Source organism: Rhodococcus sp. YL-1, assembly GCF_001942025.1.
Lineage (GTDB): Bacteria > Actinomycetota > Actinomycetes > Mycobacteriales > Mycobacteriaceae > Rhodococcus_F > Rhodococcus_F qingshengii.
The window spans coordinates 6,277,562-6,301,497 of sequence record NZ_CP017299.1 but is presented as its reverse complement, the minus strand read 5'-3'; the positions used below and the strand labels follow the sequence as shown (position 1 = coordinate 6,301,497).

At 60.9% G+C, this 23,936-nt stretch carries 15 protein-coding genes; 9 read left to right on the top strand and 6 right to left on the bottom strand.

Annotation, left to right across the window (positions count from 1 at the left end; translation table 11 throughout):
* Positions 1-3: 3 nt before the first annotated feature.
* Positions 4-912, top strand: coding sequence for a metal ABC transporter permease (locus tag BH682_RS29300; RefSeq protein ID WP_050655897.1), 909 nt, complete (start codon positions 4-6; stop codon positions 910-912).
* Between the two features lie 119 nt (positions 913-1,031).
* Complete coding sequence (locus BH682_RS29295) at positions 1,032-2,588, top strand: GGDEF domain-containing protein (protein ID WP_007729043.1); 1,557 nt, start codon at positions 1,032-1,034, stop codon at positions 2,586-2,588.
* Here the strand turns inward: BH682_RS29295 and BH682_RS29290 are convergent.
* Both BH682_RS29290 and BH682_RS29285 read right to left on the bottom strand, forming a co-directional pair.
* On the bottom strand, positions 2,577-3,329 hold the full coding sequence (locus BH682_RS29290) for a cyclase family protein (RefSeq protein ID WP_190287585.1): 753 nt from the start codon (positions 3,327-3,329) through the stop codon (positions 2,577-2,579). The genes BH682_RS29295 and BH682_RS29290 overlap by 12 nt on opposite strands.
* 144 nt (positions 3,330-3,473) lie before the next feature.
* On the bottom strand, positions 3,474-3,884 hold the full coding sequence (locus BH682_RS29285; RefSeq protein ID WP_030537452.1) for a TIGR03668 family PPOX class F420-dependent oxidoreductase: 411 nt from the start codon (positions 3,882-3,884) through the stop codon (positions 3,474-3,476).
* Between the two features lie 60 nt (positions 3,885-3,944).
* On the opposite strand from BH682_RS29285, the gene BH682_RS29280 reads away from it, so the two are divergent.
* The gene (locus tag BH682_RS29280) at positions 3,945-4,946 is read left to right on the top strand and encodes a PHP domain-containing protein (RefSeq protein WP_075835037.1); all 1,002 of its coding nucleotides are present in this window, start codon (positions 3,945-3,947) and stop codon (positions 4,944-4,946) included.
* 974 nt (positions 4,947-5,920) lie between these two features.
* Here the strand turns inward: BH682_RS29280 and BH682_RS29270 are convergent.
* The 3 genes from BH682_RS29270 to BH682_RS29260 form a co-directional block, all read right to left on the bottom strand.
* Complete coding sequence (locus BH682_RS29270; protein WP_075835035.1) at positions 5,921-7,282, bottom strand: HNH endonuclease signature motif containing protein; 1,362 nt, start codon at positions 7,280-7,282, stop codon at positions 5,921-5,923.
* Between the two features lie 119 nt (positions 7,283-7,401).
* Entirely contained in the window at positions 7,402-8,313 is a 912-nt protein-coding gene (locus tag BH682_RS29265; RefSeq protein ID WP_075835033.1) for a cation transporter, read from the bottom strand.
* 72 nt (positions 8,314-8,385) lie between these two features.
* Positions 8,386-9,084 carry a haloacid dehalogenase type II gene (locus BH682_RS29260; RefSeq protein WP_007735269.1) on the bottom strand — a complete coding sequence of 233 codons (699 nt, stop codon included), beginning with the start codon at positions 9,082-9,084 and terminating at the stop codon, positions 8,386-8,388.
* Between the two features lie 110 nt (positions 9,085-9,194).
* On the opposite strand from BH682_RS29260, the gene ggh reads away from it, so the two are divergent.
* The 3 genes from ggh to BH682_RS29240 all read left to right on the top strand — a co-directional run bounded on the left by ggh (position 9,195) and on the right by BH682_RS29240 (position 19,580).
* Entirely contained in the window at positions 9,195-10,532 is a 1,338-nt protein-coding gene (ggh, locus tag BH682_RS29255; RefSeq protein ID WP_042449890.1) for a glucosylglycerate hydrolase, read from the top strand.
* 107 nt (positions 10,533-10,639) lie between these two features.
* A complete protein-coding gene (locus BH682_RS29250; protein WP_411561098.1) occupies positions 10,640-11,335 on the top strand; it encodes a glycoside hydrolase family 25 protein in 696 nt (231 codons plus the stop codon).
* A 979-nt stretch (positions 11,336-12,314) separates the two neighbouring features.
* Positions 12,315-19,580, top strand: coding sequence for a DUF7927 domain-containing protein (locus BH682_RS29240; RefSeq protein WP_157127660.1), 7,266 nt, complete (start codon positions 12,315-12,317; stop codon positions 19,578-19,580).
* Between the two features lie 79 nt (positions 19,581-19,659).
* Here BH682_RS29240 and BH682_RS29225 read toward each other — a convergent pair whose 3' ends face one another.
* The gene (locus BH682_RS29225) at positions 19,660-21,741 is read right to left on the bottom strand and encodes a PhoX family protein (protein ID WP_075835029.1); all 2,082 of its coding nucleotides are present in this window, start codon (positions 21,739-21,741) and stop codon (positions 19,660-19,662) included.
* A 234-nt stretch (positions 21,742-21,975) separates the two neighbouring features.
* Here BH682_RS29225 and BH682_RS29220 point away from each other — a divergent pair, with 234 nt between their 5' ends.
* The 3 genes from BH682_RS29220 to BH682_RS29210 are packed head-to-tail and all read left to right on the top strand — an operon-like array spanning position 21,976 to position 23,935.
* Positions 21,976-22,212, top strand: a complete 237-nt coding sequence (locus BH682_RS29220; RefSeq protein WP_223304396.1) for a hypothetical protein — start codon at positions 21,976-21,978, stop codon at positions 22,210-22,212.
* A complete protein-coding gene (locus tag BH682_RS29215; protein ID WP_003945975.1) occupies positions 22,209-23,147 on the top strand; it encodes an ABC transporter ATP-binding protein in 939 nt (312 codons plus the stop codon). Before BH682_RS29220 ends, BH682_RS29215 begins: the two co-directional genes overlap by 4 nt.
* Positions 23,144-23,935, top strand: a complete 792-nt coding sequence (locus BH682_RS29210) for an ABC transporter permease (RefSeq protein ID WP_003946064.1) — start codon at positions 23,144-23,146, stop codon at positions 23,933-23,935. Before BH682_RS29215 ends, BH682_RS29210 begins: the two co-directional genes overlap by 4 nt.
* Position 23,936 lies beyond the last annotated feature (1 nt).

Sequence of the window (23,936 nt, the reverse complement as noted above, 5' to 3'; positions counted from 1 at the left end):
TCGATGAACCTCGTAGAACTCCTACTTGATCCTCTCCAGTACGGATTCATGGTGCGCGCGTTGGCCGTTGCGGTTGTGGCAGCGGTTGTCTGCGCGGTGCTCAGTTGTTGGTTGGTGCTCATCGGGTGGTCGTTGATGGGCGACGCCGTCTCGCACGCCGTGCTGCCGGGTGTTGTCCTCGCTTACGTCGTCGGCGCACCATTTGCTATCGGGGCCTTGATCTTCGGGTTGATCGCCGTAGCGCTGATCGGACTGATCCGTAACACCAGTCGCGTCAAGGAAGACGCCGCGATCGGTATCGTCTTCACGACTCTCTTTGCGTTCGGTTTGGTTCTCATCTCGGTGACCCCCAGCCAGACCGATCTCAACCACATCATTTTCGGCAACCTGCTGGGGGTGAGCTCGTCAGATCTTCTGCAGGTCGCGATACTCGGCGCGTTGGCGTTGAGCATTCTGTTGATCAAGCGTCGTGATCTGACGTTGTTCGCCTTCGACCCGATCCATGCGAACGCGATAGGTCTTTCGCCCAAGCGCCTGGGTGCGCTGCTACTCGGCGTCCTCGCACTCACGTCCGTTGTGGCGTTGCAAGCCGTCGGCGTCGTGCTGGTGGTGGCGATGCTGATCATCCCCGGCGCGACGGCCTACCTCCTCACCGACAAGTTTTCGCGGATGCTGGTGATAGCTCCCGTCGTTTCCGCAGTCTGCGCGATTGCCGGTATCTACGTCAGCTACTACCTCGACACGGCTTCCGGTGGCATGGTCGTCATGACGCAGGGCATCGTGTTCGCTCTGGTGTACCTGTTCAGCCCGTCGCAAGGGGTGATCGCGAAATGGACCTCGCAGCGGCGTAGGACCCGAGCGGAATACAGCGCCGCGGGGCGTACGAGCCTTCCTGATCGTTCGTCCAGTTAACAATCCGCTACCAAATCGGGTAGGTTCGTACGGGCATTCGTCACCACAACATTCCGGCCGCAACGATGCCAGCTGCAAGACGATCGGTGGTGACGCCTTGAACACCGATGGGTTCTTCGATGACGCAGTTCCGAGCGCGACGCACGTGGCTGGTTCTCGGCGTCGTTGTCGCGGTCATCGCTCTCGCCGGATCCGGGCTGCTCAGCCCACGAACTTCGGTTCTGGTGGACGATATCGCCCAGCTCGTCGGCGGAGCCACCGCAACTGCGGTCTGTTGGTGGACATCGCGGCGCTATCACGGCGTCGAGCGTCGTTGGCGAACTCTGATGGCTCTGGGTATGGCCGGCTGGACTCTCGGGATGTTCTTCTGGGCGTTCTACCGCTCGGTTCTCCACGTTCCACTTCCGTCGCCGTCGATCGCGGATATCGGTTTCTTCATGTTCCCGGTGTTCGCCGTGCCGGCGCTTCTGTCGTTGGTGCGTCAGTCGCCCCGGCGTGAGGCGATCGGTCCGATCCATCTCTGGCTCGTGCTGACGCTCGACGGTCTTGTCGTTGTCGGTGGATTGTTCATCCTCACGTGGACAACGGCCCTGGGCGCCGTCGTTCATACCGGTCCGACGGGATCTCTCGGGTTTCTTGTCGCGGTGATGTATCCGATCACCGACTTCGTTCTGATCGCCATGGTCTTGCTGATGGTCATCGGACCGAAGGCCGTAGCAGAGATCCGTGAACCGCTGACGTTCCTCGGGTGCGGGTTGGTGATGCTCTCCCTTTCGGACAGCCTGTACGCGTACTTGGTGGCGATCGGCGCCGAGAGTATGCCGACCATCGCCGATGCCGGGTTCATCGCGGGGCCGCCGTTGATCGCCTTGGCGGCGCTGACGAAGCGAACCGAGCCTCGGAACCGCAACGCGCCGCAGCAGTGGCGAAGCGATCGGACTCAGTTGCTGCTGCCGTATCTGTTGATCGCGGTGATCGCGACGATCGTGACTGTTCAGGCGCTGATCGTCGGCAACCTCGATGCCGTGGTCGTGATACTCGGCGTCGGCGTGTTGGTTCTCGCGCTGGTGCGCCAAATACTCACGCTCCTCGAGAACGACGCGCTCCTTCAACAGATCTCCGCTGCCCAGGACGAGCTGAGGTACCGAGCACATCACGACCCACTCACCGAGCTTGCAAACCGGGCCGCGTTCGACGAACACTTTGCGAGCGCCATCGAAAACTATCGCCAGACGAACTCCGATTGGGTGCTGATGCTTGTCGATCTGGACGACTTCAAACAGATCAACGATCGATACGGGCACCCGGCCGGCGACCGGTTACTGGTTGCTCTCACAGCACGTCTGCGCGAAGCGGTTCCCGAGGGTGCGTTTGTCGCCCGATTCGGTGGCGACGAGTTCACAGTGCTCCTGCAGGGCACGATCGACGACGCCGTCGTCGTGGCTCGCCGGATCGTCGACGCGCTCAGGTCCGATCAGACTGCAGACACATCGGTGTCGGTGGGTGCGAGCGTTGGTGTCGCGCATTTCGAGTCCGCGCAGTTCGAGTTTGGGGACGAACCGCTCAGCGCGCACACTCTTCTTCGCCAGGCCGATGCGGCGATGTACGAGGCGAAGAGAAGTGGGAAGGGCGCGGTCGTTGTCTACGGCGACCGTCGCAAATGGTTATCGCCGTAGTAGTGCGAAAATCGTTGCCGGTGAACCCGATCCGGCCTTGTTGATCGCACCACCGACAAGGATGCTAGCCCCGGTGGTTGGCAGGGCGGCAAGATTGTTCAAGTTCTCCAGGCTGATTCGATGCTTGTCGTACAGGATTGTCGAGACGGGGTAGGTTTCGTCGTTTCCGAGGTCGGGACCGAACGTGTCGGTTCCCAATGCTCCGCGGGTGCCCAAACGGCCGGTGTCTATCAGCCACCGCGCCGCGACCACCGAGAAGCCGGGTTGGTGGGCGACACCCTCGGCATCGGAGTTGGCATATTCTTCGCTACCCCAGCGCGATTCCCATCCGGTCCAGAGAACTACGGCCGCTCCATCGGGGATCTTTCCGTTGCGCGTTTCCCATTCCTGCAGGTCCGCGACCGTGAGCGCATAGTCCGAATCGGCGGCAGCCTTGTCCCGGATGTCGATCTTCACTGCGGGGAGGAAGAGGTCCGCCGGATCGAGTTGGTCGGCTGTGAGGCCGCCTTCCTGGAAGTGTGCGGGTGCGCCCCAATGCGTGCCCGTGTGCTCACCTTCCTTGACGTACTGGAGGTAGTAGCCGTCGTTTGCGATGGTGGCCGCTGTGTCGAGAGTGAACTCGGGGTCGCCTGGAAAAACCGGCGTCGTCGCCGGGTCGTTCACGTGTGAGAGCGAAACAACCGACAACTGTTCGTTCAACGGACTTGTTGCGTCTTGACTGCTTCCGGAACTGCTACCCATGTCGATCACCTGAGGTCCCGCTACCAGCGCCAGACCTGTGGCTGCGCGCTGAAGTAACTGCCGTCGTTTCATCGATCCCCCACCAATTTGTCCGAATTGAGAGTGTTGCAATCACTTTCGCTCCTTGAACACTAGGACAGAACCTTAGGCTGCTGCGGACCACGACGACCACTCCACATCGCGGACAGCTATGACCTGTCCGTGCGGTCGGTGATCTACGTACTGCGGATACTTTGCGGCCAAAGCATCGATCGCGCTCTCGGACTCCTTGGTGCCGGGGTCGAGAACCTCCGCATGTCCGTCGACGCGGACCCACCAGAGCGCGGACCAGTCGTCGTCGTAATGATCGACCAGCAGGCTTGCGCGCCCCGTCTCGGTGATGTTCCGGAGCCTGCGAAGAGCGGTCGTGGTTTTCGGTTTGTGGTCGACACAGGAATAGACGGTGCCGCCGACCAAGACGAATACCAGCGGCACGATGTGCGGAACGCCGGCCGCATCTGCCGTTGCCAGGTGAGCCACCCGCGCGGCTTCAAATCGTGCTCTCGGGTCGTCCATATTCACAGCGTAAGGGGATCAAGGGTTGCCGCGAGCCGCTGCTGACGGAACAGTGGTCTCATGGAACCGGATGAAGCGCTTCGGGAGATCGCCTACTGGCTCGAACGATCACGCGCTGAAACGCACCGCGTCAAGGCCTATCGCCGAGCTGCGGAGGTCTTTTCAGGATTGTCCGACGAGCAGAAGGAGTCTCGCCGGAAAGCCGACAGTTGGAAGGCCCTTACCGGCATCGGGCCGAAGACTGCCACGATTATCGCTCAGTCGTACGACGGCATCCCCGAGTATCTCGAGGAACTGCGGGGGCAGGCTGAGCCCATCGGCGACAGCCCATTGCGACAAGCCCTCCGCGGCGACCTCCACACCCACTCCGACTGGTCCGATGGTGGAAGCCCCATCGAAGAGATGATGCGACGCGCAGCAGCACTCGGCCATGACTACTGCGCCCTCACCGACCATTCGCCTCGCCTCACAGTTGCAAACGGGCTGTCCGCGGAGCGCCTACGGTCTCAACTCGACGTGATAGCCGGGTTGAATGCCGAACTGGCTCCCTTCCGCATTCTCACGGGAATCGAGGTGGACATCCTCGAGGACGGTTCACTCGACCAGGATCCCGATCTGCTCGACGAACTCGACATCGTGGTGGCGAGCGTCCACTCCAAGCTGCGGTCCGAACGCGAGGCGATGACCCGCAGAATGCTTGCTGCAGTGCGAAATCCGCGTGTCGATATTCTCGGGCACTGCACCGGGCGTCTTGTCGAGGGTGCTCGCGGAACCCGGCCCGAGTCGCAGTTCGACGCGGAGAAAGTGTTCGAGGCCTGCCGCGAATCAGGCACAGCCGTTGAGATCAATTCCCGACCGGAGCGTCGTGACCCGCCTTCGCGTTTGATCGAGTTGGCCCGCGATCTCGATTGTCTTTTCTCCATCGACACTGACGCCCATGCCCCCGGTCAGCTGGCTTGGCAGGGCTACGGCTGTGACCGGGCCGAAACGTGCGGTGTCGAAGCCGATCGGGTGATCAATACCTGGACCGCCGACAACCTTCTGGAGTGGGCGGGCAATTGACGGTCTCGGCACGCGCGCTGCTGTCGGTGCCGTTGGTGGCGTCGCTTTGCCTGGTCACCGCTTGTTCGGCTCCGTTCTGGCGAGATTCGGTGTACTTCACACCTCCTGAGGCTCGGGTGTTCGAGACTGCCGACTGTCTCGGAATTGAAGTCGCATGGGGCCTGTTCGGTGTCGATCTGTATTCGCGTCCGAAACACGAAACAGGGTATCTTCCATCTGATTTCGATCCAGTGGCAGTATTTCGTTGCGAAGTCGGCGAAGATGCCTCCGGAGCGCTAACCGTCGACATGGTTCGACTCGAAGGTGACGTAGCCGCCGTCAAGGATGCATATCGTGTCGACTCCAAACGCTTTCCCGACAATGTCGTTGCGAGTTGTGTCACAAGCGAACTGGTTCCCGTCAAACTGTGGATGGCCAACAGCGCCGGACAAGTGATGTTTCCGGCCTGGCCGTCGAGTCCGTGCGGCTTTCAAGTCGGGCCTCTCGATTCGCTTCGATCTCTGCATGAAGTCGAACGTGTCCGAACTTCGTTGAGTCTTTCTCCGACGATGGCGAATTGCGATCGCTCGTCTGCCGTTCAATTCGACCGGACAGATGCCAGAGAAGTTGACAAGGCGCGCGAGCAGTTCGAGAGAGGCGAAGGCTATGACCCGCTAGACAATGAGCTGGCTACGCCTGTCGCTGATGCTGCAGGACTATCCGTGTGCCGGCATGAATCTCAGACAGACGTGGACGTTATTCGCCTGTCCGAAGCGGAGAGTCGAGACGTGGTTGCCGCCATAGCCGATGCTCCTATAGCTCAGCCTTGTGATCAGATCGCGACAGCGACAGCATCATCAACCCTCCTACGGGTTGACGGTTCGGGTGGTACTCCTGTGAGCGTGGAGTTGGATGGATGTCGCCGCGCCGCCCTTTCCGGCTATCGAAGCACGCCGGAATGGGTCACCGAGGCGTTTGCTCGGTGACCTCCGGGTTCAGAGTCGTGTGGTGGAGCGGCGGGGTTTCCGGTCGGGGTCGATGCCCGGTGGTGGGATGAACCAGGGCAGGTGATCGGTGCCCATTCGGATTTCCCATTTGCCGGTGAATCCGGGTTTTCGGTGCATCAGGGTGTGGTGGGTTCGGCAGAGCAGGACCAGGTTGTCCATGACGGTTGGTCCTCCTTTGGCCCAGTGTTTGATGTGGTGGGCGTCGGTCCAGGCGGGGACGCAGTCGCAGCCGGGGAAGGCGCACCCTTTGTCGCGGGCGATCAGGGCGGTGCGTTGTGCTGCGGTGACAAGCCTTTTGAGTGGGGTGACATCGAGTGGGGCACCGTTTCCGTCGAGGAGGACGCTGGACAGCATGCAGTCACAGGCGATCATGCGGGTGCGGCCGACGCTCAGTGGTCCCATCCAGGGCATGTGGCCGACATCGAGATCTTGTTTGTCGAGATCGTGAAAGTCGAGATCGAGCATGCCGGGATCGTCGTCCTCGGACGGGGCAGGTGTTGAGCCATCACTCGTTGTGGCGCATTCACGGTGGTAGGCCAGGTCTTTGGCGTTGATGTGCACGTTCAGGTGTGGGCGTTGGCCGCCGTCGATGCCGGTGGCAGCGTTGTCGAGGTAGCGTCGGATGAGTTCTGCCATGGCGTCTGCGTTGCGTGTGGCGGCGGGTCGTTTGTCGGGTGTGCCGTCTTCGGCGGGGGTGGGCATGGAGAGGTTGGAGAGGGCGGAGAGAAGCATTTCGCCGGTCACTCCGTCGAAATCGCCTCGGACGGCGACTCTTCCGTTGAGGGTGGGGGAGATGCGCAGTTCGTTGCGGTCGGTGTCTTCGCTTGGTGGTGGGTCGTCGGATTCGAACATGTGCTCGAGGACGCTGATGGCGTAGCGCAGTTTGACGGTGGTTGCTTCGGTTCCGGATGCTGCGGCGAGGAGTGTGTCGCGGCAGTACGGTAGTGCGGCGTCGGGCATTGCCTTGGGTGGGGATTCGCAGAACGCCACGATCAGTGCTGCGTGCTCGAAAGTGAGGTCACCGGCATCGAATTGGTCTTCGATCTCGGGAAACGACCGTAGCGCTTTGCCCAGGGCTGCGATTCTTCTGCCGGTGGAGATCTGCAGCATGGTGTGGTTCGCGAGCCATTGTCCGGTGCCGCGGTAGCAGAGTACTTGTTCGTCCGGGTTCAACGTCAGGGTGTCGACAGCGGCCACTCGAATGGCTTCCAGGCGAAGGATTTCCGCTGACGCGGTGATGGCGATCTCGCGGACGTCGCTGGGGTGAAGCCGCCACAATCGTCCGCGCACACCCACGGCGGAGTTGTTGACCACGTCGGTGACGGCATCTTCGGTGATGTTGATCGTCATGAGAACCCCCCGTTCCACCTCCCATCATACTCGAACATACTTTCGAGTCAAGGGCTTTTTCGAGAAGGTGAGGTGGGCCCGGCCGTCGTGATTCTGTTGTTCGAGAGCAGATTCCGTCGCTAGAGCATCAGCGCCGGATCTGTAGTCAGTTCGATGTTCAGCCACGGTTCGTAGGGGAGATCGGCGAGGCTGGTGGCGAACGAGCGTCGTACTGCGTCTTCACCGTCGATGTCCCAGCTGTGTGGCGCGACCATGAACGTCGCTTCGACATACAGCTTGCGACCCACCTTGCTCATGGTGAGAGTCGGTTCGTCCAAACCGAATTCGTCGCGGACGACGGCGATGGCATCGTGCACGCGGGCCTGAACGTTTTCGCCGGGAGCACCTTCGAGGAGTTCGATCAGTGCGGTTCGCAGAAGTGCGTACGGTTGCGGGACCAGCATCGCGCAGCCGAGGAGGACCAAGACGGAGTCGACATATCGGTCGGCGTCGGAGAAATCGGTGCGGCCCAGGATCATTGCGACGACAGCACCGACTGCGACCAGCGCGCTGAAGGCAGCCGACGCTCCCCATTGCCTGGCTTCGGCGACGAGCAGATCAGATGTGCGGTCGACTTGTCCGACGTAGCGCCAGATGATGATCGACACCACTGCGCTGACAGCGCCGTATGCCACCAGAGACCCCGCGGTGACGTCGACTCCGCCCGCGAGGATGACACGAACTGCCTCGACTGCGGCGTAGGCGAGCGTCGCCAGTAGTGCCATGCCCTGGACAGCGATGACGACCGGGATCAATGCCTCCTTTCCGAACGGGAAGCGTGCGGTGGGGCCCGAGTCGGCTATCCGCGAGACCCGCAGTGAGATCGCCGTCAACGCCATTCCGATGAGGGCGTACACACCGTCGAGCAGGATCACCTGGGACTGCGAGATCCAGCCCCAGAATGCGGCGAGCACAGCCAACGCCGTTGCGACCACGAGCGAGTACCGCAGGGCCTTGCGTTCGCGGGTAGCGCTGTCTTCCTTGGTGCCCATGAATTCCAAACCGCCTGTCCGTTTCGATATTCCTTCACGTAGGAATACCAGCAACGACGCGCAGGCACGGGATCAGTGGACCAATTGCGCTGCCAGATCGAGAAAGTCCTCGGCGTTGATGTCGAACTCGTCGGAGAAGGACACATCGGGATTGCCCCTGGCTCCGAATTCGAGTGGTCGAGCTATGAAGGCTGTGCGGAATCCGAGAGCTTTGGCCGCCCGGATGTCATATTTGTGACTGGCAACCATCATGATCTCGGCCGGGTCGTACCCGAGATATCGAGCAGCCAGGTGGTAGATCTTCGGATCTGGTTTGAAGACGCCGGCCATTTCGGCAGTGAAGACGGCATGCCATGGCAGATTTCCGTGCCGGGAGATGCTGACTGCGGCATTCACGTCGGCGTTGGACAAGGCAGCGATTGTGTACTGCTGGCGCAGGGTTGTCAGGCCGGCGACAGTGTCGGGCCACGGGTCCAGGAATTTCCAGGCGGTGGTGAGTTCTTCCTGTTCGGCATCGGAAAGTTCGATGCTCTCGCGGGCCAACAGCTTGCGCAGAGCCTCGCGGTACACCGAATGTACTGTCACCCATTCGCCTGTGGAGTCGTCGGCCTCGGAGGTGTTCGCGAAGTACTCAGCGCGCCAGAGATTGACGAATCTTGGCCAGTCCACGTCGGCGTCGGTGATTCGACGGGCCTCTCGGCACAGTGTGCTGTGAAAATCGGTCGCTGTGCCCTGGACGTCGAACAGCAGTGCTTTGATCTTCTCGCGCACTAGGCCTCCACTCCGAGATCACCTGACGGACTTCCTTCATTATTGCGGCCGCGGCGCCGGATTCGTGCTCGGTGAGCGCAAAGGCTCGACGCGTCGCAAAATAGACATCTATGGCCGACCGCGGATTTACCCCGACTCAGCTCGCCGCCCGAGCTGCCTACTTGCTGCGCGGAAACGACCTGGGCACGATGACCAGCGCTGCCCCGAAGCTGTATCCCCACATGTGGAGCTGGGACGCCGCGTTCGTGGCGGTAGGTCTGGCGCCGCTCAGCGTCGAACGGGCGGTAGTAGAGCTCGATACCTTGCTCTCGGCTCAGTGGAAGAACGGAATGATTCCGCACATCGTGTTCGCGAACGGTGTCGACGGCTACTTCCCCGGCCCGACGCGGTGGGATGTCAATGCGTTGGCAGCGCATGCTCCTTTGGGTACCGCTACATCGGGAATCACCCAACCCCCCGTTCACGCGATCGCGGTGCAGCGGATTCTCGATCATTCGCGTCGGCACGGACGTACGACGCGTGCGGTCGCGGAAGAGTTCCTCGACCGGCGCTGGAGCGATCTGGTTCGGTGGCACCGGTGGTTGGCGGAGGCCCGCGATCTCGACGGCAACGGCCGTATCGCGCTCTATCACGGGTGGGAATCTGGGATGGACAACTCTCCGCGGTGGGATCTGGCGTACGCGAATGTTGTTGCGGGACAAGTTCCTGCGTATCAGCGTGCTGATCTCGCTGTGGTGACGGACCTGTCTCAGCGGCCCACGGATAACGAATACGACCGCTACCTTTGGCTTCTCGAAGAGATGAAGGCCGTGCGGTACGAGGATTCTCAACTCGCCACTGCCATGAGTTTTGCCGTCGAGGACGTGTTTGTCAGTGCGGTTTTCTCGATGGCATGCGACGTCTTGGCAACTATCGGTGAGGAGCATTCGCGGCCGAACTCCGACGTCCGTGATCTGCGCGGTTGGGCAGATCGATTCCGGCAGGGCGTGATTGCCACCACCGATGAACGATCAGGTGCAGCAAAGGATTTCGATCTTCGCACCGGGCGATGGGTTCATACCGAGACCATCGCGATGTTTGCGCCGTTGCTGTGCGGCGGCCTGAGCCGCGATGCCGAGCGCGCTCTGTTGCGCACTTTCGAGGGGCCCAAATTCTGTGGTCACCCGGACATGCGGTTTGCTGTCCCACCGTCGACGTCTCCGGTTTCCGGCGATTTCCGTCCTCGGGAGTATTGGCGTGGCCCGGTGTGGCCGGTGATCACGTGGTTGTTCTCATGGGCGTTCGCGCGTCGGGGGTGGGCCGAGAGATCGCACGTCTTGCGTTCGGAGGGGTTGCGGCAGGCCAGCGATGGCAGTTTTGCCGAATACTACGAGCCTTTCACCGGTGAGCCGCTGGGCAGTATGCAACAGTCGTGGACCGCTGCGGCTGTTCTCGATTGGCTCGGTTGAGTGAACATTCCCTGAATTAGGGGACAAAACGGACTAGTCGACCTTAGTCTCGGGAAATGGTCGAGCGACGGATCGTCAGGACATTGGGCAAGCTCACCCCGATCGCGATGGCAGCTGCCATCGCGATCACGGCACCTGGCCTCGCCGCTGCCGACGCTCCCCGCGGCCCGGACGTCTCTTCGTGGCAGCACGTGGACGGAACCGGAATCGACTGGTTCCAGGTCAAGGCGTCAGGGCACGAGTTCGCGATGGTCAAGGCCACCGAGTCGCTCAACTACGTCAATCCGTACTTCATCCAGGATTGCCTGGTCATGCGTGCTGCCGGCGTCTCGCGCGGGGCCTACCACTACGCAGACGTTCGCCAGTCCCCCGAAGCCCAGGCCGCCTTCTATTCGGCGATCGTCCTGGGTATCAACGGACCTGGTGACCTCCCGCCCGTTCTGGATCTCGAGGACGCGAAGGGACTGCCCGCCGGGCAGGTCATCGACTGGACTCATCGCTACTTGAATACAGTCCAGGCACTTACCGGGCGGCAGCCCATCATTTACACGTATCCCAACTTCTGGCGTACTCAGATGGCCAACACCGCCGAGTTCAACCACTACCCGCTGTGGATCGCCGATTACAACGGGCAGAACGCACCGGGGCCGCTACCCGGCGGTTGGTCCAACTGGACTTTCTGGCAGTACACCAGCACCGGACGCATCCCCGGAATCACCGGAAACACTGATATCAACGTCTACAGCGGAGCCCAGGGCGATTTCGATCGCTACGCCAACAGTGTGGGGTTCGGCAGCAGCTAGTTTGCGGCGGGGCCCTTGGCTCCGTGGTGCCCGGTTCGGGCCCTTTCGCCCTCGATGCATTTGCCTCGAGGCACGCGGAAGGGCCCTTTTTGGCACTCTTGTGACGCTTGGCTGGTTAGTCCGGTTGTTGCTCGTCAGTTACGAGAATTCTGCCGGGCGGTAGCCACGGTCGCTGAACTTTCGACTAGCTGAGCAGGATCAGAAAATAGCTATGGCAGAAAATGAGCAGAACTGCTCTGCCTGAAAAGCTACAAAACGGACTTGAAGTTGGGTTTGAATCGAAGGCGGCCGCCCGGTTTCGGGCGAAGTTGGTGCCTCGCAATCCAATTATCGGAGCCTCGGGATGCTTCGTTACCGGCAGCCGTCGCTGAGTGTGGTCTGGATCAATTCGATCAATTTCGACGTGCTCGCACGGGTGATCGGACTCCATTCGGGACGGGGTTTCCGACCGTCGTTCGAGGGTCTGTGGCGCATCCAACAGGCCTTATCCATATTGGGCATTTGTCCAGATTTCGTATCTTCCTCGAGGTTGGTCGTCACCCGATCTGGTCAGCGGAAAGGGTGAATGTCATCGCGTTCGCCGCGGTGCCGCACTCCGAGGGCTGAATTGTCCGCTCGGACAACACTGCTCCTCGAAGCTTGTCCGATCTACGAACAAAAACGTCGATCGGTCTGCTTTGTCCGACTTTCGATGGGCAAGCTCCCGGTTATCTGTTATCTTGTTCCTGATAACTGGAAGGTTGCTCTCGATTTGCGCGGATTTCGAGGGCCAAGGTCCTGTTCAGGGCGGCTCTTCCAACACACAGGTGTTTCCGAAGAGGAGCTCGAATGACAGGACCGGCAACAGCGTCCGGTGTGAGGTCGATCTGCCGAAAACAGGCGCATCGACCCGAACCAACCGATCAACCGGGAGTTCGCGCCAGCGCTCTCGCATCTCCGTCCATCGAACATCGATCAGGCACATCCTGGGGAGTAAGAAATGCCTAACGACATACCGCCGACAAGGTCGGCCATATTCACCGCAGGGCTCCCGCCCTGGGTGCGAGCGTGGACGGTGGTATGGACCGCCATCGCGATGATTCTCGGTATCTCCGGCGCGACGGCAGTGGTTGCGTCAGCGCAGCCGGCCGCGACGCTCGGCGGCCCCGTTCAGGCTCAGGCGCCGGCTCGCGCCGCTGTTCTTCCGGATGAACAGCCTGCAAAAGGCTGCGCATTCAGCGCCCCCGGCACCGGTCCGTTCTCGCAGAACATCTGCTGGATCGATATGTCGACGCTCGATGCGGCAACGGCTGCTTCTGCGGCAGGGCAGTCGATGGAAATCCAGCTCACCGACGGTTACAAGATCAACTTCAAGGCTTTCCTCACCGACTCGGTAGCGGGAAAGACACACCAGGGGATCGAAACCAGGGAACTTCCCACCCTGCACTACGCAGCTCTTGGCTCGTCTGCGTACACGGGTGTGCCGTCGACGATCAAGCCTGCGATCTATCAGAAGTCCGCTGACAATGGTCAATCCGGCGGAACGGTGTCGCTGAAGAACATCGTGATGACCGGGCCGAACGGCCCGATTTACAACTACGGCCTCGTCGCTGCTGACGCCGAGTCGACTGACGCCAACACGTCGACCGACAAAGAGTTCCTGACCTTCAATTCTGACAAGCCTCTCCGCCAGATCGCACGCACGGTTGGTGCGGATGCGCCCGGCTACCCCGGAATTCGGGCTTGTGACGGTGGGCTGACGGCTATGCCCGCCACCACCGTCCGATGCGATTCGTGGAACCTGGTCAACAACAAGGAGTATTCGCCAGGCACTTTGGTTGTGGCATCGACCGCTCCGACCAACTTCGCGGCGACGTTCGGAAATACTGTTCTGGACACCTCTCGTCAGGGTCTGGCGTTCGGTGTTTTGCTGTCGAAGGTCAAGATCGACAAGGACCTCACGCGCGTCACCCCCGGTGACGATTTCACTATCGGCATGAGCACCGGACACCACGCTGATGCAGGCGCCGCTGCAGCAACCGAGATCAAGAGCACCACGACCGGTGCGACTGATACGACGGCATCGACTGGCTGGCGGACGCTCCTCGCAGATACCACGCCCACCCCTGTCACGTTCTGGGAGAAGCCAACTACCTCGGCGACCAAGACCGCGAACTATGCGACATCGTGGGATTGCCAGGTAAACGGCGTGACCCAGGCCCTCAGGGTCGGTGACGTTGCGCAGGCAGCACTTACACCGGGTGACAACGTGTATTGCAAGGTCAAGAACACCCCGGTTCTCGTGAAGAAGTCGTCGTCACCACCTACCGGTGAGACGGTCAATATCGGCCAATCAATCACCTACACTCTGAATTTCGAGAATCCGGGCACTGCGCCGGCAACGATCGACTACACGGACTACCTCGCCGACGTCATTGATGACGGAACAGTTGCGGTCGGTGCTGCAACCGGCGGACTCACCGCCGCATTGAACGGCGCCGACAAGATCAAGGTCGGCGGCACCTTGCCGGCCGGCGGCAAGGGGACAGTCACATACACCGTCACTGTCAAAGACGGCGGCAACAAAGTTCTGAACAACTATCTGGTTCCGGGGACTACAACTCCCCCCACAACATGTGATCCTGCAACCAATCTCTGCACGACGCATCCCATGCCTGGTTTCACGCTGACCAAGACGGCTGATCCGGTTTCCGGTTCGACGGTTCAGGCCGGCGAGTCGATCAAGTACACCGTCACCGGCACCAACACCGGCAAGACGAAGCTTGATCCGGTACAGATCAATGACGATCTGGGTGCGGTCCTCAATAATGCTGCTGTCGTTCCTGGTTCGCTGAAGGCGACCATTGACGGAGCTTCCGTGGCTGTTCCGACTTTGTCGGGTACGACGCTCTCGTGGACTGGCGTTCTCGAAGCCGGCAAGTCGGTTGTCCTGACCTACGAGGTGAAGGTCAACGACGGTGTCGCTGCGGGTACGGTCTTGAACAACAAGGTCACGGGTACTGCGAAGCCGCCGACCGGTCCGGATATCACTCCGCCGCCGGTTGAGACGAATCACTCGGTTCCCGGTTTCACTGTCGCGAAGACTGCGGATCCTGCGTCGGGTACCGGCGTCAATGCTGGTCAGACGATCACGTATACGGTGACCGGTACGAACACCGGTAAGACGACGCTCAATCCTGTTGTGTTGACTGATGATTTATCGAAGGTTCTCGACAACGCGACGTTGGTGGACGGTTCGCTGAAGGCGACTGTTGACGGTGTCGACGGTGCTGCTCCGACGCTCTCGGGCACCACGCTCACCTGGACCGGTGGATTGGAAGCCGGTAAGTCGGTTGTCCTGACCTACCAGGTGAAGATCAATGCCGGTGTTGCCGGTGGCACGTTGATCAACAACAAGGTCACCGGTACTGCGAAGCCGCCGACGGGTCCGGAGATCACTCCTCCGCCCGTGACGACGGAGCATCCGGTTCTGTCTCCGAAGATTGCTGTGGTGAAGTCTTCTGATCCGGTGTCGGGTTCGAATGTTGTTGCCGGTCAGGACATCAAGTACACGCTTTCGTTCTCGAACACCGGTAACGGTGCGGGTGAGGTGGCGTACTTCGATGATTTGCGTCAGGTTGTGGACAAGGGTGCATTGAGTGGTTTGGCTGCTGATGCTCCGTTGGTTGCGACGATGGTCGGCAGTGATGGTTTCTCGGTGACGGGGACCTTGGCGGCCGGCGAAACGAAGTCGGTGACGTATTCGGTGAAGGTCAATGCCGATGTGGTCGGTGGGGTGTTCGTGAACAACTTCGTTGTTCCGGGGACGACTCCGCCGGTTGATCCTCCGGAGGTGTGTGATCCGGTGACGCAGCTGTGCACGACGCATCCGGTTCTGTCTCCGAAGATTGCTGTGGTGAAGTCTTCTGATCCGGTGTCGGGTTCGAATGTTGTTGCCGGTCAGGACATCAAGTACACGCTTTCGTTCTCGAACACCGGTAACGGTGCGGGTGAGGTGGCGTACTTCGATGATTTGCGTCAGGTTGTGGACAAGGGTGCATTGAGTGGTTTGGCTGCTGATGCTCCGTTGGTTGCGACGATGGTCGGCAGTGATGGTTTCTCGGTGACGGGGACCTTGGCGGCCGGCGAAACGAAGTCGGTGACGTATTCGGTGAAGGTCAATGCCGATGTGGTCGGTGGGGTGTTCGTGAACAACTTCGTTGTTCCGGGGACGACTCCGCCGGTTGATCCTCCGGAGGTGTGTGATCCGGTGACGCAGCTGTGCACGACGCATCCGGTTCTGTCTCCGAAGATTGCTGTGGTGAAGTCTTCTGATCCGGTGTCGGGTTCGAATGTTGTTGCCGGTCAGGACATCAAGTACACGCTTTCGTTCTCGAACACCGGTAACGGTGCGGGTGAGGTGGCGTACTTCGATGATTTGCGTCAGGTTGTGGACAAGGGTGCATTGAGTGGTTTGGCTGCTGATGCTCCGTTGGTTGCGACGATGGTCGGCAGTGATGGTTTCTCGGTGACGGGGACCTTGGCGGCCGGCGAAACGAAGTCGGTGACGTATTCGGTGAAGGTCAATGCCGATGTGGTCGGTGGGGTGTTCGTGAACAACTTCGTTGTTCCGGGGACGACTCCGCCGGTTGATCCTCCGGAGGTGTGTGATCCGGTGACGCAGCTGTGCACGACGCATCCGGTTCTGTCTCCGAAGATTGCTGTGGTGAAGTCTTCTGATCCGGTGTCGGGTTCGAATGTTGTTGCCGGTCAGGACATCAAGTACACGCTTTCGTTCTCGAACACCGGTAACGGTGCGGGTGAGGTGGCGTACTTCGATGATTTGCGTCAGGTTGTGGACAAGGGTGCATTGAGTGGTTTGGCTGCTGATGCTCCGTTGGTTGCGACGATGGTCGGCAGTGATGGTTTCTCGGTGACGGGGACCTTGGCGGCCGGCGAAACGAAGTCGGTGACGTATTCGGTGAAGGTCAATGCCGATGTGGTCGGTGGGGTGTTCGTGAACAACTTCGTTGTTCCGGGGACGACTCCGCCGGTTGATCCTCCGGAGGTGTGTGATCCGGCGACGCAGCTGTGCACGACGCATCCGGTGAAGGTTCCGGGGTTCACGGTCGCGAAGGCTGCCGATCCGGTGTCGGGTACCAATGTTGCTGCTGGTCAGACGATCACGTACACCGTGACCGGTTCCAACACGGGTAACACGACCCTTGATCCGGTGGTGTTGACCGATGATCTGTCGAAGGTTCTCGACAACGCGACGTTGGTGGACGGTTCGCTCAAGGCAACGGTCGACGGTGTCGACGGTGCTGCTCCGACCCTGTCGGGTACGACGCTCTCGTGGACCGGCGTTCTCGAGGCCGGTAAGTCGGTTGTTCTGACCTATCAGGTGAAGATCAACGACGGTGTTGCCGGCGGGGTTCTGATCAACAACAAGGTCACCGGTACTGCGAAGCCGCCGACGGGTCCGGAGATCACTCCTCCGCCGGTGACGACCGAGCATCCGGTGAAGGTTCCGGGGTTCACGGTCGCGAAGGCTGCGGATCCGGTGTCGGGTACCAATGTTGCTGCGGGTCAGACGATCACGTATACGGTGACCGGTTCCAACACGGGTAACACGACTCTTGATCCGGTGGTGTTGACCGATGATCTGTCGAAGGTTCTCGACAACGCGGTGTTGGTGGACGGTTCGCTCAAGGCAACGGTTGACGGTGTCGACGGTGCTGCTCCGACCCTGTCGGGTACGACGCTCTCGTGGACTGGCGTTCTCGAGGCCGGTAAGTCGGTTGTTCTGACCTATCAGGTGAAGATCAATGCCGGTGTTGCCGGCGGGGTTCTGATCAACAACAAGGTCACCGGTACTGCGAAGCCGCCGACGGGTCCGGAGATCACTCCTCCGCCGGTGACGACGGAGCATCCGGTTCTGTCTCCGAAGATTGCTGTGGTGAAGTCTTCTGATCCGGTGTCGGGTTCGAATGTTGTTGCCGGTCAGGACATCAAGTACACGCTTTCGTTCTCGAATACCGGTAACGGTGCGGGTGAGGTCGCGCACTTCGATGATCTGCGTGGTCTGCTCGATGATGCTGATCTGGTTGCGGGCAGCTTGAGTGCTGATGCGCCGTTGACTGCTGCGATGGTCGGCACGGATGGTTTCTCGGTGACGGGATCCCTTGCGGCCGGTGAGAGCAAGACGGTGACGTACACCGTCACGGTCAAGGCTGATGCCGATCGCGTTGCGGCGAATGCCGACAACACGGTGCTCAACTTCGTTGTTCCGGGGACGACTCCGCCGGTTGATCCTCCGGAGGTGTGTGATCCGGCGACGCAGCTGTGCACGACGCATCCGGTGAAGGTTCCGGGGTTCACGGTTGCGAAGGCTGCTGATCCGGTGTCGGGTACCAATGTTGCTGCGGGTCAGACGATCACGTACACGGTGACGGGTGCGAACACGGGTAACACGACTCTTGATCCGGTGGTGTTGACCGATGATCTGTCGAAGGTTCTCGACAACGCGACGTTGGTGGACGGTTCGCTCAAGGCAACTGTCGACGGTGTCGACGGTGCTGCTCCGACCCTGTCGGGTACGACGCTCACCTGGACCGGTGGATTGGAAGCTGGTAAGTCGGTTGTTCTGACCTACCAGGTGAAGATCAATGCCGGTGTTGCCGGCGGGGTTCTGATCAACAACAAGGTCACCGGTACTGCGAAGCCGCCGACGGGTCCGGAGATCACTCCTCCGCCGGTGACGACCGAACACCCGGTGAAGGTTCCGGGGTTCACGGTCGCGAAGGCTGCGGATCCGGTGTCGGGTACCAATGTTGCTGCGGGTCAGACGATCACGTATACGGTGACCGGTTCCAACACGGGTAACACGACTCTTGATCCGGTGGTGTTGACCGATGATCTGTCGAAGGTTCTCGACAACGCGACGTTGGTGGACGGTTCGCTGAAGGCGACTGTTGACGGTGTCGACGGTGCTGCTCCGACCCTGTCGGGCACCACGCTCACCTGGACCGGTGCATTGGAAGCCGGTAAGTCGGTTGTCCTGACCTACCAGGTGAAGATCAACGATGGTGTCGCCGGTGGCACGTTGATCAACAACAAGGTCACCGGTACTGCGAAGCCGCCGACCGGTCCGGAGATCACTCCTCCGCCGGTGACGACCGAGCATCCGGTGGATGGCACACCCGCGATCGAGGTACTGAAGTCCTCTGTTCCGTCCACCACGAACCGTGTGGTTGGCGGCCAGGAGATCACGTACACGCTCACGTTCAAGAATGTGGGCACCGCGGATGGTGAGATCAGTTTCTACGACGATCTGACCGATGTTCTCGACGATGCAGTAATGACGAAGGATCCGGCTACCACTTCCACGCTGGTTGTTTCGGGTGTCGTCGACAACGTCTTCACGGTCACCGGAAAGCTGGCCAAGGGCGAGACCGCGACCGTGACGTACACCGTCAAGGTCAATCCTGAGATCGGAACGTTGTCAGGTCCCGGATTCACTCTGGGTGTCCTGAACAACTACCTGGTGGTTGGTGGCGAGAACCCGCCAGTGGACTGTGTCCCGGGCGACGCTCTCTGCACCGAACACCCGATAGACCCGCCGGAGACCACCACTACGGTGCCGCCGACGACCACCACGACGCCGCCGGTCACGACGGAGCCCTGTGTTCCTCCGACGACGACCACGCGGATGGTTCCGACGACAACGGTTGCGACGACGACGGCTAGCGCGATCACTGCCGGTGACGCTGATGTGACCGGTACGGAGGAATCCACCACCGCGGAGGAGACCACCACAGAGGAGACCACGACAGAAGAAGTTGTCGCGGAAGAGATTGTGGATCCGTGTGGCGTGACGACAACGACGCCGCCGACGACAACGCCGCCGGTCACGACAGTTCCGCCGACCACGACGGTTCCGAACACGACGGTGCCGGTTACACCGACGATCATCATTCCCCCGATCGTCGTTGTGCCTCCGATCGTCGTACCGCCGACGGTTCCGGGTCAGCCGGTTCCGAGCACGGTTCCGGGACAGCCGAAGCCGCCGACAGCAAACCCGGGTCAGCCGGGTCAGCCGAAGCCGTCTGCTCCTCAGGGCGGGACGATCAACTCGGGTGGTGGCGCTGGTGAGAGTGGCGTGAACACCGGGTTGCTCGCAGCAGGTGGATTGGTTCTGCTGCTGGCGCTGGGAACGGGTGTTGTTCTCCTGACGCGTAAGCGTCGCGAGGACGGTGACAACTGATTCTCTTGAGAATCTGAGGTAAACGACGTGGGGCAGATCGCAGAGTATGCGATCTGCCCCACAGTCGTTTTCGTGTGTGTTACGAGCCGAGCCGAGATCCGTCCTTCTTCCAGGCTGCAACTACCGACGGGCGAGGCTGGGAAGAACCACCGCCGGGCCAATGGGATGCGGGGCTTTCGATGCTGGCGTCGTCGGTCTCGCCGGGGTGCTGGACGCAGACGATGACGCGCTTCTCGTCCACGATGGGGCCGCAGGTTTCGGCGCCGACGGGAACGGTGAGGAACTGCTTTGTCTCACCGCGGTTTTCGCCTTCGAGGACAACGCTGAACAGCCCGTCGTTGGACTTGAGTGCGTTGCCGTCGGTGGAGATCCACAGATTGCCGTGCGGGTCGAAGGCAAGGTTGTCCGGGCATGAGATGGGGCTGACCTTGCTCTTGTCGAACCCGCCGAAGTAAGTATCGGCTGTGGCCGGATCTCCGCAGACGAGAAGAAGATTCCAGCCGAAGGTGGTGCCGGCGTGGTCGTCGGTGATTTCGAGGACCTGGCCGTTCTTGTTGTTGTTCCTCGGGTTCGCCTCGTCGGCCGCGGCGCCACCGTCGACTCCGCGCTTGGTGTTGTTGGTCAGTGCGACGTAAACCTTGCCGCTCTTCGGGTTTGCCTCGAAGTCCTCGGGGCGATCCATCTTCGTTGCCCCGACCTTGTCACCGGCCTGGCGGGTGAAGACGGCGACCTCTTCGGCGCTCATACCGTCTACCAGCGATTCGCCCTTGCCGTCTTCGCCGGTGCGCAGGATGGCTACCCACTCGCCGGTTCCGTCGAACTTGCCGTCCGACGGAAGTTTGCCGCTGCCGTCGATCTCGCCGGCGGAGTTTCCGCTGAGCTTTGCGACGTACAGTGTTCCGGCGTCGAGCAGAGTCATGTTGTGGCGCATGGCTGCTTGACTCTTGCCGTCCTGCATCTTTCGGCTGGAGACGAACTTGTACATGTAGTCGAAGCGCTCGTCGTCGCCGCTGTAGGCGACGACGGTGCCGTCCGCCGTGATGTAAATGGTGGCGGCTTCGTGCTTGAAACGTCCGAGCGCTGTGTGCTTGATCGGAGTCGACGACGGATCCCAGGGATCGATCTCGACGACGTATCCGAATCGGTTGACCTCGTTGGGTTCTGCGACCAGATCGAACCGCTTGTCGAATCGTTCCCACTTGCGCTCGGAAGCGGCACCGGCAAGACCGTAGCGCTTCAGTCGCGCTGCGACCGTGGGATCGGTGACACCCTCGGCGTTCGCGAAGTACTGGTTGAAGTTCTCTTCGCCGGAAAGCACTGTGCCCCAAGGTGTGACGCCGCCGGCGCAATTGTTGAGGGTGCCGAGCACTTTGGTTCCCGTGGGATCGGCACTCGTCTTGAGGAAGTCGCTGCCTGCAGCGGGGCCGGTCACGACAAATTCCGTGGTTCCGGTGATGCGGCGGTTGTTCGATCCGATCTCCGGTACGAGCTTGCCGTTGTCGGATTCGCCCTTGACCTGGACGACCGACAGTCCGTGGCTGGCGAGGCCGATCTTGAACTGCTCCTCGGTCGGGTTCTCCGCATCGTAGCCGCGGAACATCGCCGGCTCGGTGGAGTATTCGTGATTGACCACGAGTAGGTAGGTGTTGGGCTGCCCGTCGACCGGGAGCAATCCGGCGAAGTCGTTGTTGAATCCGAACTGCAGTTCCTGCGCTGCCGCAGTCTGCTTGTCGAAGTCGAAAGCCGGGGCGCCGGCGAGAACGGCGTCACCCCAGCGAATCACGACGGCTTGATCGTATCCGTCAGGGACGGTGACCTTGTCTTCCTTGTTGGGCGCGACGGCGCCGAAGTTCGTCCCCGCTGGTGTTGATCCGCTGCTGCTGCCGCTCGTCGATCCGGTTCCCGGTTCGGCACTTGCGGATTCGTCCGAACAGGCAACGAGGGCGCTGCCCGCTCCCACCGCGAGCACTGCCATGCCGCTGCCCCGGAGCAAGCCGCGACGACTCAGCGCTGTGCGTGCGATGTCGCGGAAGTACTCGCCGCCCGAGGTGTTGGGGACCTCGTGAGAGCACGCGTTTCCGCACTTGTACTGGCAGGTGATCGACGCGCGTGCAGACACGCCGTCGTGTTTGACGAACAAGGCCAAAGGCTTGATAGCCACCGTGAACTCCCGAGATTCGATGTACGGACTTCGGGAACCGTAGAAGCTCGAAGCAAGGGTAAAGGAACGTAAAAATGAACGGCAAAACAACGAGGTGACCCTTACCCGCGGTTTACGACGCGTCCCCGCGGGGACGTCGCATGACATTTGTCATCGCTGATCCGTGACGGTGTCACCGCAGGTGATGACGCTGTGCACTGTTTTCGGCTCTGACTTCCCGCGAAGCTTGGATGCATGAGAGAACCACATGAGGGAAGCCTCCTGACGGACCTGATGGACATCGGACCCGCACCCACGATGGGCCGCGAACTTGTAGTGATCGTGGTGAACATCGCGATCGTCGGAGTGGTGTTCGCGATCATCGGCTCCAATCCGGTGTTCTGGATCCTTGTTGCCGCTCTCGCTGTCTATGCGGGTATTCGATTCGCGATCGGACTGCGCGGCTGGAACCGAGCGGAGGCGCAGCGATGAAGGGCGATCCCGTGATCGACGTAGTCGGAATGTCGCGGCGTTACGGCTCCGGTAAGGAGGCGTTCGATGCTGTTCGCAATCTGGATCTGAGTGTTCAGGAAGGCGAGCTGTTCGGCCTCCTCGGAACCAATGGTGCCGGCAAGACATCCACCCTCGAAGTGATTCAGGGTCTTTCACGAGCCAGTGCCGGAACGGTGCGCGTTCTGGGCATGGATCCGGTGCGCAACCGCAAGCAGATTCGCCCGTCGCTTGGCATCATGCTCCAGAAGGGTGGCTTGCCCCAAGACCTGACTGCTCGTGAGAGTTTGGCGATGTGGGCCGGAACCTGCTCGAATCCGCTGCCCGTGGACGAGGTGCTCGAGCGCGTGGACATGCGTGACCGTGGTGATACCCGCGTGAAGTTCCTCTCGGGAGGTGAGGCGCGGCGACTGGATCTGGCGTGCGCGATCATCGGCCGGCCACTCGTCCTGTTTCTCGACGAGCCGACTACTGGTTTGGATCCCGAAAGTCGACGTAACACTTGGCAATTGATCGCTGACTTGAAAGCGTCGGGCGTCACCATCATGTTGACGACGCATTACCTGGACGAAGCCGAGTCCCTGTGCGACCAGTTGGCGATCATGCACCGAGGATCGGTGGTGCGCAGCGGAACCGTGGCGGACGTCGTCGCGGATCATCCTGCCCAGATCAAACTGCACCGTCCCGGTCTTCCGCTCCCGGCCCTGGCCGGCGCCGAGGTACGCGTCGAAAACGATCTGGTGGTGATCACCACTCGCACAGTGCAGGAGACGCTGACGGAACTGCTGCTGTGGGCACAGCACAACAACATCCTGCTGACCGGCCTGGATGCCCGCGCGGCATCCCTGGAGACCGTATTCCTCTCCATTGCAGACCAATTCGATCATCACGCAACTCTCGAAGGAGCGTCGGCATGAACCGCATAGCAACCCTGTCTCGTTCGGAGTTCACGCTCCTGGGACGAAATCGACTGTTGCTCTTCAACGCAATCGTCCTCCCGTTGATCTTTCCCGTGGGGATGCTGTACCTGTCGCGCGATGGCGGGTTGTCCGACAAGTCGGTGTCGGCAGGCCTCGAGGTGTTTGCACTCTTCCTGCTCGTGTTCGTGGTCTTCTACAACCTCCTGTCGGTGTACGCGACGCGTCGTGACGAGTTGGTTCTCAAGCGACTACGGACAGGGGAATGCAGCGACGCCGAGATCCTCGCGGGCCCGGCAGTGCCGTCGTGGGTTCTCACCGGCCTGTTGACGGTGGTGATCGGAATCGCTGTGATGGTTCTGGGCGGTAGTGCTCCGGTCAATCCGGTCCTGGTGCTGGTCGCGGTGATCGGCGGCGCCGCGCTCTTCACGGCGCTGGCGTTGATCACTTCGGCTGTCACGCGAAATGCAGAGGCGGCGCAGATCACCTGCATGCCGATTCTGATTCTGGCGACGGCAGGTATGTCCTCGATCAGGAATGTCGTGCCGGACAACGTTGCTCGCATTCTCGATTTCACTCCGCTGGCCGCAGTAGTGGACCTTCTCAATCTCGGATGGCTGGGGCGGACCACTGGCGAACTGGCTGATCTGGGCGATGCGCCCGGTGCGGCAGCCGGATTTGTCGACACCTTCGGTTCGGCTGCGCAACCGCTGTTGGTCATGCTGGCGTGGATCGTCGGTTCGGTTCTGATCGCGAACGTCCACTTCCGCTGGGAACCGCGTTCGTAGA

Bases quoted from the DNA above. Each gene is read 5' to 3' on its own strand.
- BH682_RS29300 (WP_050655897.1), top strand. From the start codon at position 4: ATGAACCTCGTAGAACTCCTACTTGATCCTCTCCAGTACGGATTCATG.
- BH682_RS29295 (WP_007729043.1), top strand. From the start codon at position 1,032: ATGACGCAGTTCCGAGCGCGACGCACGTGGCTGGTTCTCGGCGTCGTT.
- BH682_RS29290 (WP_190287585.1), bottom strand. From the start codon at position 3,329: ATGGGTAGCAGTTCCGGAAGCAGTCAAGACGCAACAAGTCCGTTGAAC.
- BH682_RS29285 (WP_030537452.1), bottom strand. From the start codon at position 3,884: ATGGACGACCCGAGAGCACGATTTGAAGCCGCGCGGGTGGCTCACCTG.
- BH682_RS29280 (WP_075835037.1), top strand. From the start codon at position 3,945: ATGGAACCGGATGAAGCGCTTCGGGAGATCGCCTACTGGCTCGAACGA.
- BH682_RS29270 (WP_075835035.1), bottom strand. From the start codon at position 7,282: ATGACGATCAACATCACCGAAGATGCCGTCACCGACGTGGTCAACAAC.
- BH682_RS29265 (WP_075835033.1), bottom strand. From the start codon at position 8,313: ATGGGCACCAAGGAAGACAGCGCTACCCGCGAACGCAAGGCCCTGCGG.
- ggh (WP_042449890.1), top strand. From the start codon at position 9,195: ATGGCCGACCGCGGATTTACCCCGACTCAGCTCGCCGCCCGAGCTGCC.
- BH682_RS29250 (WP_411561098.1), top strand. From the start codon at position 10,640: ATGGCAGCTGCCATCGCGATCACGGCACCTGGCCTCGCCGCTGCCGAC.
- BH682_RS29240 (WP_157127660.1), top strand. From the start codon at position 12,315: ATGCCTAACGACATACCGCCGACAAGGTCGGCCATATTCACCGCAGGG.
- BH682_RS29220 (WP_223304396.1), top strand. From the start codon at position 21,976: ATGAGAGAACCACATGAGGGAAGCCTCCTGACGGACCTGATGGACATC.
- BH682_RS29215 (WP_003945975.1), top strand. From the start codon at position 22,209: ATGAAGGGCGATCCCGTGATCGACGTAGTCGGAATGTCGCGGCGTTAC.
- BH682_RS29210 (WP_003946064.1), top strand. From the start codon at position 23,144: ATGAACCGCATAGCAACCCTGTCTCGTTCGGAGTTCACGCTCCTGGGA.